Annotated in this window: 11 protein-coding genes; 7 read left to right on the forward strand and 4 right to left on the reverse strand. The window is 68.2% G+C overall.

The window, feature by feature from the left end:
* Nucleotides 1–9: 9 nt before the first annotated feature.
* Both PXD02_RS02865 and PXD02_RS02870 read left to right on the forward strand, forming a co-directional pair.
* Nucleotides 10–906 carry a LysR family transcriptional regulator gene (locus tag PXD02_RS02865; RefSeq protein ID WP_275105455.1) on the forward strand — a complete coding sequence of 299 codons (897 nt, stop codon included), beginning with the start codon at nt 10–12 and terminating at the stop codon, nt 904–906.
* A gap of 71 nt (nt 907–977) precedes the next feature.
* Nucleotides 978–1,160 carry a hypothetical protein gene (locus PXD02_RS02870; RefSeq protein ID WP_275105456.1) on the forward strand — a complete coding sequence of 61 codons (183 nt, stop codon included), beginning with the start codon at nt 978–980 and terminating at the stop codon, nt 1,158–1,160.
* Between the two features lie 2 nt (nt 1,161–1,162).
* Here PXD02_RS02870 and PXD02_RS02875 read toward each other — a convergent pair whose 3' ends face one another.
* The gene (locus tag PXD02_RS02875) at nt 1,163–2,764 is read right to left on the reverse strand and encodes an alpha-glucosidase (RefSeq protein WP_275105457.1); all 1,602 of its coding nucleotides are present in this window, start codon (nt 2,762–2,764) and stop codon (nt 1,163–1,165) included.
* 120 nt (nt 2,765–2,884) lie between these two features.
* On the opposite strand from PXD02_RS02875, the gene glgB reads away from it, so the two are divergent.
* The 5 genes from glgB to PXD02_RS02900 all read left to right on the forward strand — a co-directional run bounded on the left by glgB (nt 2,885) and on the right by PXD02_RS02900 (nt 12,368).
* On the forward strand, nt 2,885–5,077 hold the full coding sequence (gene glgB / locus PXD02_RS02880) for a 1,4-alpha-glucan branching protein GlgB (RefSeq protein WP_275105458.1): 2,193 nt from the start codon (nt 2,885–2,887) through the stop codon (nt 5,075–5,077).
* Nucleotides 5,078–6,334, forward strand: a complete 1,257-nt coding sequence (gene glgC / locus PXD02_RS02885) for a glucose-1-phosphate adenylyltransferase (RefSeq protein WP_275105459.1) — start codon at nt 5,078–5,080, stop codon at nt 6,332–6,334.
* A complete protein-coding gene (glgA, locus tag PXD02_RS02890) occupies nt 6,334–7,758 on the forward strand; it encodes a glycogen synthase GlgA (protein ID WP_275105460.1) in 1,425 nt (474 codons plus the stop codon). Before glgC ends, glgA begins: the two co-directional genes overlap by 1 nt.
* Nucleotides 7,755–9,836, forward strand: coding sequence for a glycogen debranching protein GlgX (glgX, locus tag PXD02_RS02895; protein ID WP_275105461.1), 2,082 nt, complete (start codon nt 7,755–7,757; stop codon nt 9,834–9,836). The genes glgA and glgX overlap by 4 nt, the downstream gene beginning before the upstream one ends.
* A gap of 126 nt (nt 9,837–9,962) precedes the next feature.
* A complete protein-coding gene (locus PXD02_RS02900) occupies nt 9,963–12,368 on the forward strand; it encodes a glycogen/starch/alpha-glucan phosphorylase (RefSeq protein WP_473092066.1) in 2,406 nt (801 codons plus the stop codon).
* Nucleotides 12,369–12,564: 196 nt separating this feature from the next.
* Here PXD02_RS02900 and PXD02_RS02905 read toward each other — a convergent pair whose 3' ends face one another.
* Genes PXD02_RS02905 through PXD02_RS02915 form a run of 3 tightly spaced genes read right to left on the reverse strand, consistent with a single transcriptional unit; the run spans nt 12,565 to nt 15,355 of the window.
* The gene (locus PXD02_RS02905; RefSeq protein ID WP_275105463.1) at nt 12,565–13,299 is read right to left on the reverse strand and encodes an ABC transporter permease; all 735 of its coding nucleotides are present in this window, start codon (nt 13,297–13,299) and stop codon (nt 12,565–12,567) included.
* Complete coding sequence (locus tag PXD02_RS02910) at nt 13,296–14,219, reverse strand: ABC transporter ATP-binding protein (RefSeq protein ID WP_275105464.1); 924 nt, start codon at nt 14,217–14,219, stop codon at nt 13,296–13,298. The genes PXD02_RS02905 and PXD02_RS02910 overlap by 4 nt, the downstream gene beginning before the upstream one ends.
* Nucleotides 14,216–15,355 (reverse strand): ABC transporter permease, encoded by a 1,140-nt coding sequence (locus tag PXD02_RS02915; protein WP_275105465.1) that lies wholly within the window; start codon nt 15,353–15,355, stop codon nt 14,216–14,218. The genes PXD02_RS02910 and PXD02_RS02915 overlap by 4 nt, the downstream gene beginning before the upstream one ends.

Raw genomic sequence — 15,355 nt, forward strand, 5'->3', positions numbered from 1 at the left:
GGTTGCGGCATGAACTGGTCGATCAGCGACATCCAGACCTTCCTGTCCGTTCTGGACGCGGGCAGCATATCGGCCGCCGCGGCACGGGCCGATCTGTCGAAATCCGTCGTCAGCAAGCGCATCAGCGATTTCGAGGCCGCTTTGGGCGTGGCCCTGTTCGTCCGCAACGCGGGCCGGATCGCGCCCACCGACACCGCGCTGACCCTGGCCGAGCGGCTGCGCCCGGCGCTTGCCGAACTGATTGCCGCCACCGAAAGCGTGGGCGCGCAGGACGATCTGCGCGGCCGGCTGGCCATCGCCGCGCCGATGAGCTTTGGCATCCGCCATCTCGGCCCGGTGATCGCCGGTTTCGCCCGCGCCCATCCGGGGCTGGAGATCGTGCTGGATTACGACGACCAGCTGGCCGACCTGGGCCGGGCGGGTTTCGATGCGGGCCTGCGCATCGGTGAGCTGAAGGACAGCAGCCTGATGGCCCGCCGCGTCTGCGAGGATCCGCGCGTCCTGGTGGCCAGCCCCGATTACCTGGGTGTGCATGGCGCGATCCGCGCGCCCGCCGACCTGGCTCGGCACCGCGCCATCGGATATCTGAACGCCCGGCTGGGCGACATCTGGCCCTTCGACGGCATCGCGCCGCCGCCGTTGGGACCGATCACCGCGAACAATGGCGATGCGATCCGTGACCTGGCGATCGGCGGGCTGGGGCTTGCGCTGCTGCCGATGTTCATCGTCCATGACGCGCTGCGCGACGGGCGGCTGGTGCGGCTGCTGCCGGGCCTGCCGCAGCGGTCCCTGCCGATCAGCGTGGTCTGGCCGCCGGTCCGGCCGATGCCGAGGAAGACCCGCGCCTTTGTCGATCATGTGGCCGACGCCTTTGCCGGGGCGCCGCCGTGGCTGGCGGGATTGTAAAGGCCGGGGGAGCTTCGCCCCCCGGACCCCCCGAGGATATTTGAACCAAGGCAAAAGCAGGAGCCGTAAAGATGCTGGTTGATCCGAATGCGCCGTTCTTCCGGCACCTGTGGGTGCGGATCCTGTGCGTGGCCGTGCCGCTGGCCTGGGCGGGGGTCGAGATTTATGCCGGCAGCCCCTTCTGGGCGCTTCTGTCGGGGGCCGCCGGTCTTTATCTGGCCTATGAGCTGTTCCTGCGCCGCGATCCCGGCTGAGGTCAGGCCAGCAGGCCGACCGCGCGGTCCAGCCAGGCAAAGCCGTTGGGCGGCAGGCTCAGCACCCGGCCCGACAGGGCGGCCTGCGACGGGCCGGTCAGATCCGCCTTGTCCGACAGCGTCAGCGTCGCCGGGGTCTTGGACAGGTTGAACACGCAGGTCAGCGCCTGCCCGCCGATGCCGCGATGGAAGGCCAGGATCGGTTCGGGCAGGTCCAGGAAGGACGTTTCGCCCCGCCGCAGCGGCGGCTGGGACTTGCGAAAGGCGATGGTCGCGCGATAGGCCGACAGCACGCTGTCGTTGCCTTCCTGCTGGCCCGCCACATGGCGCGCGGCCTGGGGTTCCTTGACCGGCAGCCACGGCCTGGCGTCGGAAAACCCGGCATTGGCGCCGTCGTCCCAGACCATCGGCGTGCGGCAGCCGTCGCGGCCCTTGACCTCGGGCCAGAAGCGCAGGGCCGGGGGGTCGGTCAGGTCGTCATAGGTCAGTTCGGTTTCCGTCTGGCCCAGCTCCTCGCCCTGATACAGGCAGATGGTGCCGGGGAAGGACAGCAGCATCGCCGCCGCCTGCCGGGCGATCGCTTCGGGCGATTCCGCATGGGGCAGCCAGCGGGTGACGTGGCGGAACACGTCGTGGTTGGAAAAGGACCAGCAGGCATGGCTGTCGGGCGCGCTGTTATGGACGCCCTCGATCGTGTGGCGGAAATGTTCGGCGGTGAATTGCGGGCTGAGCATCTCGAAGCTGTAGCACATGTGCAGCCGGTCGCCGCCCGCCGTGTATTCGGCCATGATGCGGATCGCGCTGTCGCCGCCGTCGCCCACCTCGCCCACCATCATCCGGGCGTCGTATTCGTCGGTCAGTTTGCGCATCCGCTTCAGGAAGGGAATGTTTTCGGGGCGGTTCTTGGAATAGATGTGGCGTTGCAGGTTATAGGTGTCCGGTCCCGCATGGTCGGGGTTGGGCGGGTTGTCGCGCAGCCGCGCATCGTGGAAATAATAGTTCACCGTATCCAGCCGGAACCCGTCCACGCCCCGGTCCAGCCAGAAGCGCATCGTGTCCAGCAGCGCGTCCTGCACGTCGCGGTTCCACAGGTTCAGGTCGGGCTGTTCGATCAGGAAGTTGTGCAGGTAATATTGCCGCCGCCGCGGCTCCCATTCCCAGGCCGGGCCGCCGAAGACCGAGGGCCAGTTGTTGGGGGGCGTGCCGTCGGGGTTCGGATCGGCCCAGACATACCAGTCGGCGCGGTCGTTGTCGCGGCTGTGGCGGCTTTCGGCGAACCAGGGGTGGCGGTCGCTGGAATGGCTGATCACCTGGTCGATGATGACCTTCAGCCCCAACTCATGCGCGCGGGCCACAAGCGCGTCGAAATCCGCCAGCGTGCCGAACAGCGGGTCGATGTCGCAGTAATCGCTGACATCATAGCCCATGTCCTTCATCGGGCTGGTGAAGATCGGCGACAGCCAGATCGCGTCCACCCCCAGGGAGGCGACGTGGTCCAGCCGCCGGGTGATGCCGGGCAGATCGCCGATGCCGTTCCCGTCGCTGTCCTGAAAGCTGCGGGGATAGATCTGATAGATCACCGCGTCGCGCCACCATTCGGTCATTCCGCTCTCCTGCAAGGTTCGGCTTCGCGCCGATAGAACACCACCAACGTGGCACCGGAAAGGCGGTTTCGGCGTTATGAGACGGATTGCCCCGATTGATGGGCCGGTTAAGGTGGGTGCATGGGACAGAGGCCGGAACGCTTGCGCCTGACGAATGACGACATCGCCGCCCTGTCCGGCGGGCGCTGCGACCGGCCGTTCGACATCCTGGGGCCGCATGATGGCTGGCTGACCGTCTTCCATCCCGACATCGCCGCCCTCTCGGCCGTGACCGAAGCGGGCGAGGTTCCGCTGGAGCGCGTGTTCGGCGACCTGTTCCGGGGCCGGGTGGACGGTGCCTATCGGCTGAAGGCGCGGTCGGCGGGCGGGGTGGAATGGGTGTTCGACGACCCCTATCGCTTTGCCCCCGTGCTGGGGGACATCGACCTGCACCTGCTGGGCGAGGGCACGCATCGGCGATTGTGGCAGGCGCTTGGGGCGCATGTGATCACGCATGAGGGCGTCGCGGGGACGCATTTCGCGGTCTGGGCGCCCAATGCGCGGCGCGTGTCGGTCGTGGGGCCGTTCAACGCCTGGGACGGGCGGCGCCATCCCATGCGCCGGATCGGCGGCAGCGGCGTGTGGGAGATTTTCCTGCCCGGAGTGGCGGAAGGCGCGCTCTATAAATACGAGATCCTGGGCGCCGATGGCGGGCTGCTGATGAAGGCCGATCCGGTGGGTTTCGGCAGCCAGCATCCGCCGGAAAAGGCCAGCGTGGTGCGCGACATTTCCGGCTATGGCTGGAAGGACGCGGCCTGGATGGCGGGCCGCGCCGAGGCGCAGGACCGCCGCGCGCCGATCAGCATCTATGAGGTGCATCTGGGATCCTGGCGGCGGCGTCTTGATCAGGGCGGGCGGCCCTTGTCTTACAAGGAACTGGCCCGCGATCTGGTGGCCTATGCCCGCGACATGGGCTTCACCCATCTGGAACTGCTGCCGGTCAGCGAATTTCCCTTCGACGGATCCTGGGGATACCAGCCGGTGGGGCTTTACGCGCCGACCATCCGCTTTGGCCCGCCGCATGAATTCCGCGACCTGGTCGAGGCCGCGCATGAGGCGGGGCTGGGCGTGCTGCTGGACTGGGTGCCCGGCCATTTCCCGACCGACGCGCATGGGCTGGCGCGCTTTGACGGGACCGCGCTTTACGAACATGCCGACCCGCGCGAAGGGTTCCATCAGGACTGGAACACCCTGATCTACAACTATGGCCGGACCGAGGTGCGCAATTACCTGATCGCCAACGCGCTGTATTGGCTGGAGGAATACCATATCGACGGGCTGCGCGTGGATGCGGTGGCGTCGATGCTGTATCGCGACTATTCCCGGCGCGAGGGGCAATGGATCCCCAACAAGCACGGCGGGCGCGAGAATCTGGAAGCCATCGACTTCCTGCGCGACATGAACGTCGCCGCCTATGCGGAATCGCCCGGCATCATGACCGTGGCCGAGGAGAGCACGTCATTCCCCAAGGTCTCGGCCCCCGTCGATGCGGGGGGGCTGGGCTTCGGGTTCAAATGGAACATGGGCTGGATGAACGACACGCTGCGCTATATGAGCCGCGATCCGGTGCATCGGCGCTATCACCACGACCTGATGACCTTCGGGCTGATCTATGCGTTTTCGGAAAACTTCATCCTGCCGATCAGCCATGACGAGGTGGTCCACGGCAAGGGGTCGATGCTGCGCAAGATGCCGGGCGACGAATGGCAGCAATTCGCCAATCTGCGCGCCTATTACGGCTTCATGTGGGGCCATCCGGGCAAGAAGCTTCTGTTCATGGGTTGCGAATTCGCCCAGCCCGAGGAATGGAACCACAATGGCGAACTGAACTGGCCCGCAGCGGCCGAAGCCCGGCATCAGGGCGTGCAGGCCCTGGTCCGCGACCTGAACCGGCTGTATCGCGACACGCCCGCGCTTTACCGAAAGGACGCCGAGGCCGACGGGTTCCAGTGGGTCGCGACCGATCCGGCGCAATCGACCTATGTCTGGATCAGGCGCGGCGATCCCGGCGATCCGCCGGTGGTGGTCGCCTGCAACTTCACGCCCGTCCCGCGCGCCGGTTTCCGCATCGGCGTGCCGCAGGCCGGACCCTGGCGAGAGGCGATCAACACCGACGCGGCACTCTATGGCGGCAGCGGCAAGGGCAACCTTGGCGGGGTGACGGCCACCGAGGCGCCGCAGGACGGGCAGCCCGCCTCGATGGCGGTGATGCTGCCGCCCCTGTCGGTGGTGATCTTCGTCGCGGGCAAGGAAGACCATGGGGAGGATGTCTGAATGGCCGAGAAACGATTGACCCGGCGCGCGATGGCCTTCGTGCTGGCCGGGGGGCGGGGCAGCCGGTTGCGGGAACTGACCGACCGCCGCGTGAAGCCCGCCGTCTATTTCGGCGGCAAGACCCGCATCATCGACTTCGCGCTGTCGAACGCGATGAATTCCGGCATCCGCAAGATCGCCATCGCCACGCAATACAAGGCCCACAGCCTGATCCGGCACGTGCAGCGCGGCTGGAACTTCTTCCGGGCCGAGCGCAACGAATTCATGGACATCCTGCCCGCCAGCCAGCGTTACGACGAATCCATGTGGTATCGCGGCACCGCCGACGCGGTGGCCCAGAACATCGACATCGTGGACAGCTATGATGTCGATTACATCATCATCCTGGCGGGCGATCATATCTACAAGATGGATTACGAGATCATGCTGCGCGAGCATTGCGAAAGCGGCGCGGACGTGACCGTCGGCTGCCTGACCGTGCCCCGGATGGAGGCCACGGCCTTCGGCGTGATGGCCGTCGATGACAGCGGGCGCATCACCTCGTTCCTGGAAAAGCCCGCCGATCCGCCGGGGATGCCGGACGATCCCGACAGCGCCCTGGCGTCGATGGGGATCTATGTCTTCAACTGGCCGTTCCTGCGCGACCTGCTGCAAAAGGATGCCGAGGATCCGAATTCCAGCCATGATTTCGGCCATGACCTGATCCCCGCCATCGTGAAGAACGGCAAGGCCATGGCGCACCGCTTCGACGTGTCCTGCGTCCGCGATCCCGGCGCGCCCGCATACTGGAAGGACGTGGGCACGGTCGATGCCTTCTGGCAGGCCAATATCGACCTGACGGATTTCACGCCCGAACTGAACCTGTGGGACCGCGACTGGCCGATCTGGACCTATTCCGAGGCGACGCCGCCCGCCAAGTTCATCCATGACGAAAAGGACCGGCGCGGCATCGCGGTGTCGTCGATGGTGTCGGGGGGCTGCATCGTCTCGGGGACGGAAATCCGCAATTCCCTGCTGTTCACGCAGGTCCATACCAACAGCTATGCGCAGCTGGATCACGTCGTGGCGCTGCCCTATGTCACCGTGCAGCGCCGGGCCCGGCTGACCCGCGCGGTGATCGACCGGGGCGTCGTCATCCCCGAGGGCTTGGTCGTGGGCGAGGATCCGGCCGAGGATGGCCGCTGGTTCCGGGTCAGCGAGGGCGGCATCACCCTGATCACCCAGGACATGCTGGACCGGCGGGCGGCAGCCCTGTGATGCGGGTTCTGTCGATCGCCTCGGAATGCGCGCCTCTGGTCAAGACCGGCGGGCTGGCCGATGTGGCGGGCGCGCTGCCCGCCGCCCTGCGCGCCCAGGGGGTGGACATGCGCATCCTGCTGCCGGGCTATCCGGCGGTGACGGCGGCCTTGCAGGACGGGGCCGAGGTGGCGCATTTCGACGACCTGTTCGGCGCGCCCGCCCGCGTGACGGCGGGGCGGGCGGCGGGGCTGGACCTGCTGGTGATCGACGCGCCGCATCTGTTCGCCCGGCCGGGCAACCCCTATCTTGGCCCGGATGGGCGCGACTGGCCCGACAATCCCGAACGCTTCGCGGCCCTGTCCTGGGTCGGCGCGCATCTGGGCGTCCACGGCGCGGGCGGCTGGCATCCGCAGGTGCTGCACGGCCATGACTGGCAGGCGGGTTTCGTCACCGAATACCTGCGCCAGATGGGCGGCGGCCCGGCCACGGTGCTGACCATCCACAACATCGCCTTCATCGGCAGGACCGATGCCGGGCGGATGCATTCGCTGCGGCTGGATCCGGGGCGCTTCACGGTCGACGGCTATGAATTCTGGGGTGGCATTTCGGCGTTGAAGGCGGGGCTGATGGGGGCCGACGCGCTGACCACCGTGTCGCCGACCTATGCCGAGGAACTGATGACCCCCGAATACGGCATGGGCCTGGACGGGGTGATGCGATACCGGCGCGAGGCGCTGACGGGGATCCTGAACGGCATCGACACCGACGCCTGGAACCCCGCCACGGATCCGGCGATCCAGCCCTATGACAGCCTGGCGGGCAAGGCCGCGAACAAGGCCGCCCTGCGGTCCGAGATGGGCCTGCCCGACGCCGACGGCCCGTTATGCGTGATCGTGTCGCGCATGACCCATCAGAAGGGCCTGGACCTGGTGCCCGAGGCCCTGCCCGCGCTGCTGGACCATGGCGGGCAGTTGGCGCTTCTGGGATCGGGCGATCCGGGGCTGGAATACGCCTTCCGCACCCTGGGCGAGCAGAACCCCCATGTCGCTGTCCGCATCGGCTATGACGAGGCGCTGTCGCACCGGCTGATCGCCGGGGCCGACGCGATCCTGGTGCCCTCGCGGTTCGAACCCTGCGGGCTGACGCAGATGTACGGGCTGCGCTATGGCACCGTGCCGGTGGTGGGCCTGACGGGGGGGCTGGCCGATACGGTCATCAACGCCTCGCCCGCCGCGCTGGCGCGGGGGGTGGCGACGGGGATCCAGTTTTCTCCGGTGACGGCGGATGCGCTGCGCGGCGCGCTGGCCCGGCTGTGCCTGCTTTACAAGGACGCCGAAACATGGTCCCGGCTGGTGGCGAACGCGATGGCGCATCCGGTTGGCTGGGATCAGTCGGCACGGGCCTATGCCGCGCTTTATGCAGGGCTTGCGACGCAACGATGACTGATCCGATCACGGCGGGACATCCTTTCCCGCTTGGCGCCTGTTTCGACGGGGCGGGCGTCAATTTCGCCATCTTCTCGCAGCACGCGGACCGGGTGGACCTGTGCCTGTTCGACGACCATGACCGAGAGACCCGCATCCCCCTGCCCGAGCGGGAGGGCCATGTCCGGCACGGATATATCGCCGGTCTGGCGCCGGGACAGCGGTATGGATACCGCGTGCTTGGTCCCTATCGCCCCATGGACGGGCATCGCTTCAACCCCAACAAGCTGCTGATCGACCCCTATGCCAAGCGCTTGACCGGCAGCCCGCGCCCGCATGACGCGCTGTTCGGATACCGCGCCGGGCACGCGGATGCCGACCTGTCCTTCGACCGCCGCGACAGCGCCGCGCAGATGCCGCGCTGCGTGGTCGTGGACCCGGCCTTCAGCTGGGGCGGCGACCGCCCTCCGCGCCGGCCGCTGACCGAAACGGTCATCTACGAGGCGCATGTGAAGGGCCTGACCATGCTGCATCCGGGCGTGGACCGGCCTGGCGGCTATCTGGCGATGGCCTCGGATCCGATCCTGGACCACCTGAACCGGCTTGGCGTCACGGCGGTGGAGCTACTGCCGGTCCATGCCTTCGCCGACGACCGCTTCCTGGCCGACCGGGGGCTGGTGAATTACTGGGGCTATATGTCCTATGGCTTCTTCGCGCCCGAGCCGCGCTATATGCGCGACGGCGACATCGCCGAATTCCAGCAGATGGTCGCGCGGTTCCACCAGGCCGGGATCGAGGTGATCCTGGACGTGGTCTACAACCACACCGCCGAAGGCAACCAGCTTGGCCCGACGCTGAGCTTTCGCGGCATCGACAACGCCGCCTATTACCGGCTGGCCGAGGACCGGCGCTTCTATGTCAACGACGCGGGGACGGGCAATGTCCTGAACCTCGACAATCCCTTCGTGCTGCGGCTGGTGATGGACAGCCTGCGCTACTGGGTCGAGGCGATGCATGTCGACGGCTTCCGGTTTGATCTGTGTTCCGTGCTGGGCCGCACGCGCGGCGTCTTCGACCGCGACGCGCCGCTGTTCCGGGCGATCCGGCAGGATCCGGTCCTGAACCGCGTCAAGCTGATCGCGGAACCCTGGGATCTGGGGCCGGACGGCTATCGGCTGGGCAGCTATCCGGCGCCGTTCTGCGAATGGAACGACCGCTATCGCGACCAGGTGCGCGGCTTCTGGCGCGGCGATCCCGGCATGGTCGGCAAGCTGGCCAAGCGCCTTGCCGGATCGGCGGCGCGGTTCGACCATGACGGGCGGGCGGCGACCTCCAGCGTGAACTTCGTCGCCGCCCATGACGGTTTCACGCTGATGGATACCGTCAGCTACTCCCACAAGCACAATCAGGCGAATCGCGAAGGCAATCGCGACGGGCACGACCACAACCTGTCGGACAATATGGGCGTGGAAGGCCCGGCGGGCGATCCCGCCATCCGCGCGCGCCGCGACCGCCGCCGCCGCAACCTGTTCGCCACGCTGATGTTGAGCCAGGGCACGCCGATGATCCTGGCCGGGGACGAGCTGGGCAATTCCCAGGCCGGCAACAACAACGCCTATTGTCAGGACAATCCGCTGGGCTGGGTGGACTGGCTGAGCGCGGATCCGGGTTTTCTGGAATTCTGCCGTCAGGCGATCGCCTTTCGCAAGGCCCATCCGATCCTGCGCCAGCGCCGCTTTCTGCACAGCCAGCCGCGCGAACAGGATGGGCTGCCCGACCTGTTCTGGCGCCGCGCCGACGGCGCCCCCATGACGCCCGAGGATTGGGCCGATCCCGGCCTGCGCCTGCTGGCCGCCGAAATGCGCATGGCATCGGGCACGCCCCCTTATGCCGCGCTGCCGGGGGCGATCTTCGTGGTGTTCAACAACGGTCCCGACACGCCCGTGCGCCTGCCCGATCCCACCCAGGGCGGGCATTGGCGCAGGCGGCTGGACAGCGCCCGCGACCGCCAGCCGGACGATCCCGCAGGCCCGGTCGAACGGATCGCCGCTGAAAGCGTGGTCGCCTTCGTGCTGTGCGATCTGGCGGGCGATTGACCGGGCCGCCCGCGCGGCAGGCATCGCTGGGTGATGAACGCGCGGCAGCCCTTTCCAACGGGCCGCAAAGCTGGCAACAAAAATCAACCCTCGGGCGGTAGTCTGGCCGTCCGATGCCGCAACGTGATTCCCCTGCGAGAGGCTGATTTGCAGAACGTTCCCACCGCCCAGGCCCTGCACGACCAGATCCTTCACCACCTGACGCACAGCCAGGGACGCGGGGCGGAATTCGCCACGCCCTTCGACTGGCGGATGGCGGTCAGCTATACCGTGCGCGACCTGATGGCGGGCACCTGGGTCGATGCCTTCCGCGCCGCGCGCGACCAGGGGGCCAAGCGGGTCTGTTACCTGTCGATGGAATTTCTGATCGGGCGGATGCTGGGCGACGCGATCATCAACCTGCGGCTGGAAAAGCCGATGGCCGAGGCGTTGCGGATGCTGGGCCTGGACCAGCAGCAGATCCTGGACAACGAACCCGACGCCGCGCTTGGCAATGGCGGGCTGGGTCGGCTGGCGGCCTGTTTCATGGAATCGCTGTCCTCGCTGCAATGCCCGGCCTTCGGCTATGGCATCCGCTATGAACACGGGCTGTTCCGCCAGCGCTTCGAAGGCGGCCAGCAGGTCGAGACGCCCGAGGACTGGCTGAACCAGCCCCATCCCTGGGAATTCGTCAAGGTCGACTACAGCTATACCGTGGGCTTCAAGGGCCATGTCGAGACGGTCGATGGCCGCGCCCTCTGGCGTCCGGGCGAAAGCGTGATCGCGCGCGCCTATGACACGCCGGTGATCGGCTGGGGCGGCAACTGGGCCAACACCCTGCGGCTGTGGGGGGCGCATCCGACGACGCTGCTGGATCTGCGCCGCTTCAACGCGGGCGACCATACGGCGGCGGCCGAACCCGAGGCGCTGGCGCGGACCCTGTCGCGCGTCCTTTACCCCGACGACACCACCGAATCGGGCAAGGAACTGCGGCTGAAGCAGGAATATTTCCTGACCTCGGCGTCCTTGCAGGACATCCTGCGCCGCTTCATGCAGGAACATGGCGACCTGAGCCTGCTGCCCGACAAGGTGGCGATGCAGCTGAACGACACCCATCCCGCCATCGCCGGGCCGGAACTGATGCGGCTGCTGATGGACGATCACGGGCTGCCCTTCGGCCAGGCCCGCGATCTGGCACGGGGCACGCTGAACTATACCAACCACACCCTGCTGCCCGAGGCGCTGGAACGCTGGTCCACCTGGCTGATGGGCGGGGTGCTGCCGCGCCATATGCAGATCATCCAGATGATCGACGACGACCACCGCAGGGCCACCGCCCGCCCGCCGCAGGTGGGCATCGTCCAGCACGACCAGGTGCGGATGGGCGATCTGGCCTTCATCATGGCCAGCAAGGTCAACGGCGTCTCGGCCCTGCATACCGAACTGGTCAAGAACACGGTCTTTGCCGACCTGCACCGGCTGCACCCGGACCGGATCGTCAACCAGACGAACGGCGTCACCCCGCGCCGCTGGATGCGCATGTCCAATCCGGGCCTGGCGCGGCTTCTGGACGACACCATCGGCGAAGGCTGGACCACCGACCTGGACCAGTTGCGCGGGCTTGAGCCCCATGCCGAAGACGCGGGCCTTTGCCAGGCGCTGGGCCAGGTCAAGCGCGCCAACAAGGTCTGGCTGTCGAACGGCCTTCTGGCCGACCTGGGGATCAAGGCCGACCCGGACGCGATCTTCGACATCCAGGTCAAGCGCATCCACGAATACAAGCGCCAGCTTCTGAACATCCTGGAGGCCATCGCCCTGTGGCAGCGCATCCACGACGATCCGAACGGCGACTGGACGCCTCGGGTCAAGATCTTCGGCGGCAAGGCGGCGCCCGGATACTGGCTGGCGAAATCGGTGATCCATCTGATCAACGACGTGGCCGCGACCATCAACAGCGATCCGGTCACCGCGCGATACCTGCAAATCGCCTATCCGCCGAACTACAACGTCTCGATGGCCGAGGATCTGATCCCGGCGGCGGATCTGTCCGAACAGATCAGCACCGCCGGGAAAGAGGCTTCGGGGACCGGCAACATGAAGTTCACGCTGAACGGCGCGCTGACCATCGGCACGCTGGACGGGGCGAATGTCGAAATCCGCGACCTGGTGGGGGCCGAGAATTTTTTCCTGTTCGGGCTGAAGGCCGACCAGGCCGCGGCCGAGGCCTCCCGCCCCGGCCATGCCCGCCGCGCGATCGAGAAAAGCCGGGAACTGAGGGACGCGCTGCAACTGATTTCCGAAGGCCGGTTCGGGCGGGCCGAATCCTATTACACGCTGCTGGACCGGACCTGGAACGACGATCCCTTCCTGGTCGCCAGCGATTTCGACGATTACTTCGCCACGCAGCGTCGGATCGACGCCGCCTATCGCGACAGCGCGACCTGGGACCGGATGGCCTGCCTGAACATCGCGCGGGCGGGGTTCTTTTCGTCGGACCGCACCATCCGGGGATACATGAACGACATCTGGCACGTGCTGCCGGTGGCGATTTAAGCAAAGCGACCTGTTGGGGCGGGATCAGGAAACGCATACGTTTCCCCCGCCCTTTTCCCGACCTTGCCGCCAGAGACGGCGCAATCCCATGACCACGGAAGGCCGGCGCCCGACAGGCCGGGGGGCGGGCGGACGCTGGCCGGGCCCTTGAGGCCCGGCGGTTCGGGAAGGCAAAGCCTTCGCCGGTCAAGCGTTCTCACGCCAGCCCCATCCGCCCCCGGACCCGACGCTCGGCCGCCTGGAACCCGTGGTGGATCAGCACCGCCAGGATGCCGACCACCAGCCCGCCTTGCAGCACGAAGGCGGTGTTCGACGACAGCAGCCCGGCGATGATCACCTCGCCCAGGGTGCGCGCGGCCACCGTCGATCCGATGGTCGCCGTCCCCAGCGAGATCACCGCCGTCAGCCGCATCCCCGCCAGCAGCAGCGGCAGGGCCAGCGGCAGGTCGATCTGCCACAGCCGCTGGGCGGGCGTCAGGCCCATGGCCCGCGCGGCGTCGGCCACGGGCGGGGGCTGGCCGGTCAGCCCGGCCAAGGCGTTCTCGAACACCGGCAGCAGGCCATAGAGGAACAGCGCCACCAGCGTCGGCCCGGTGCCGAAGCCCATCACCGGCACCGCAAGCGCCAGCACCGCGACCGGCGGAAAGGTTTGGCCGACCGCCGTCACCGTGCGCGCCAAGGGCAGGAACTCGCGTCCCGCCGGGCGGGTGACCAGGATCGCCAGCAGCAGCCCCACCAGGGTCGAGGCTGCGACGGCCAGGGCGACGATGGCCAGATGCGACAGGGTCAGCGACAGCAGGCTGGTCTGGGTATAGATCGCTGGCGCGTCGTTGCGGGTGAAGGGCCGGAACAGCGGCGCGAAACCGGCGGGCCAGACCAGGAAGGCCAGCAGGGCCAGCCCCGCCAGGACTGGCAGGATCCGCGCGATCATCGTCGCCGCCCGGCCCGCGCGCGCAGGGCGTCCAGCGTCACGACCCCGCCGCCCCGGACGGGCAGGGCGTCCCGCCCGCTCCACAGGCATTCGGCCAGGGCGTCGCGCAGGCTGGATTCTGGCGGTATGGGCGGGCCGCTGGCCTGGCCCGGCGCGGCGATCTCGGCCACCCGCGCCAGCGACAGCAGCCGCAGCGCCCGGTCCGAGGGGCCGATCAGGTCGGCCACGAAGGGCGTGGCCGGGTCGGTCAGGATCCGTTCGGGCCGGTCGTATTGCAGCAACCGGCCGCCGTCCATGACCGCGATGCGGTCGGCCAGATCCACGGCCTCGGCCATGTCATGGGTGACAAGGATCAGCGTGGTGCCCAGCCTTCGCTGGATCTGGCGCAGGTCGTCCTGGGCCTTGGCCCGGATCAGCGGGTCGAGCGCGCCGAACGGCTCGTCCATCAGCAGCAGGTCGGGCTTCGCGGCAAGCGCGCGGGCCACGCCCACCCGCTGGGCCTGTCCGCCCGACAGCTGGTGCGGCATCCGGTCCCGGAATGTGGCGGGATCCATCTGGAACAGCGCCAGAAGTTCGTCCACGCGGGCGTCGATCCGGGCGCGGGACCAGCCCAGCAGGCGCGGCACGGCGGCGATGTTCTGGGCCACGGTCCGGTGCGGGAACAGCCCGTTTCCCTGGATGGCATAGCCGATCCGGCGGCGCAGCAGATGGGCGGGCAGGGTCGCGGTATCCACGCCGTCGATCAGCACCTGACCCGACGAGGGCGGCACCAGCCGGTTGATCATCCGCAGCAGCGTCGTCTTGCCCGACCCCGAGGTGCCCACCAGCACCGCCAGCTGCCCGGTGTCCACCGTCAGGCTGACATCCTTCACCACGGCCACGCCGTCATAGAACCGGGTCAGATGTCGGATCTCGATCATGCGGTCTCCCTGCGCGCGCCCTGGACCAGCAGGTCAAGCGCGATCCCCGCCACAAGCGCCAGGGCGATGGTCGGCAGCGCGCCCAGCAGGACCAGATCCATGGCCGTCTGGTTCAGCCCCTGAAAGACGAAGGTGCCGAAGCCGCCGCCGCCGATCAGACCGGCGATCACCGCCAAGCCGATGTTCTGGACCAGCACGATCCGCACCGCCGCCAGCAGCACCGGCAGGGCCAGCGGAACCAGCACCCGCGCCAGCACCTGCCCCCGCGTCATGCCCAGCCCCAGGGCGGCGTCGCGGACGGCGGCGGGAACGCCCGACAGCCCGGCCAGCGTGTTCGACACGACCGGCAGCAGCGAATACAGAAACAGCGCGATCAGCGCGGGCACCACGCCGATCCCCGACAGCCCGGCCCAGGCCGCGCCGGGCACGGTCGCGGCGATCCAGCCCAGAATCGGGATCATGATGCCGAACAGCGCCAGCGACGGAATGGTTTGCAGGATGTTCAGCACTCCCAGCACCGGCCCGCGCCACCGGGGGGCCTGAAAGATCGCGATGCCCGCCGGAATGCCCGTCAACAGCGCAAGCCCCAGCGATCCGAAGGCCAGGGCCAGATGGGCCCGCGCCTCGCGCAGGAACAGGTCGCGGCGGCTGGCATATTCGCGCATCACCGACACCCCGTCCAGCGCGCCCGAGGCGAGGATCGCGGCCGCCAGCGCCAGCACCGCCGCCAGCAACAGCCATCGCGCGGCCAGCGACGGGCGCAGGCGGTTCACGGCATCGGCAAGCATCAGCCCGAAGGACAGCGCCAGCAGCCAGAACCCCGCCGCCGGGGCGACCCGCGCCAGCGTGTTGCCGGGCGGCGGCAGATGCGTCGCGGCAGCGCCCAGCATCAGCGTCACCCCGACCAGCCCCGCCAGGGACGCGATCAGGCGCGGCGCGGCAGGCCAGAGGTCAAGGCAGCCAAGCGCCAGAACTGCGGCAATCGCCGCGATGACAGCGCCGCCGGACGGCAGGTCGGCCAGCCCCACCCCCGCGCCCGGCACGATCCGGTTCGCCTTGAACTGGACCAGCGGCAGGACCAGCCCGGCCGCCCCGATCAGGGCGAACAGCACCGCCGGGGGCGACAGCCGCCGCAT

Source organism: Paracoccus sp. S3-43 (assembly GCF_029027965.1).
Classification (GTDB): domain Bacteria; phylum Pseudomonadota; class Alphaproteobacteria; order Rhodobacterales; family Rhodobacteraceae; genus Paracoccus.

Coding starts and splice junctions, on each gene's coding strand:
- PXD02_RS02865 (WP_275105455.1), top strand. CDS start 10: ATGAACTGGTCGATCAGCGACATCCAGACCTTCCTGTCCGTTCTGGAC.
- PXD02_RS02870 (WP_275105456.1), top strand. CDS start 978: ATGCTGGTTGATCCGAATGCGCCGTTCTTCCGGCACCTGTGGGTGCGG.
- PXD02_RS02875 (WP_275105457.1), bottom strand. CDS start 2,764: ATGACCGAATGGTGGCGCGACGCGGTGATCTATCAGATCTATCCCCGC.
- glgB (WP_275105458.1), top strand. CDS start 2,885: ATGGGACAGAGGCCGGAACGCTTGCGCCTGACGAATGACGACATCGCC.
- glgC (WP_275105459.1), top strand. CDS start 5,078: ATGGCCGAGAAACGATTGACCCGGCGCGCGATGGCCTTCGTGCTGGCC.
- glgA (WP_275105460.1), top strand. CDS start 6,334: ATGCGGGTTCTGTCGATCGCCTCGGAATGCGCGCCTCTGGTCAAGACC.
- glgX (WP_275105461.1), top strand. CDS start 7,755: ATGACTGATCCGATCACGGCGGGACATCCTTTCCCGCTTGGCGCCTGT.
- PXD02_RS02905 (WP_275105463.1), bottom strand. CDS start 13,299: ATGATCGCGCGGATCCTGCCAGTCCTGGCGGGGCTGGCCCTGCTGGCC.
- PXD02_RS02910 (WP_275105464.1), bottom strand. CDS start 14,219: ATGATCGAGATCCGACATCTGACCCGGTTCTATGACGGCGTGGCCGTG.
- PXD02_RS02915 (WP_275105465.1), bottom strand. CDS start 15,355: ATGCGGCGGCTGTCGCCCCCGGCGGTGCTGTTCGCCCTGATCGGGGCG.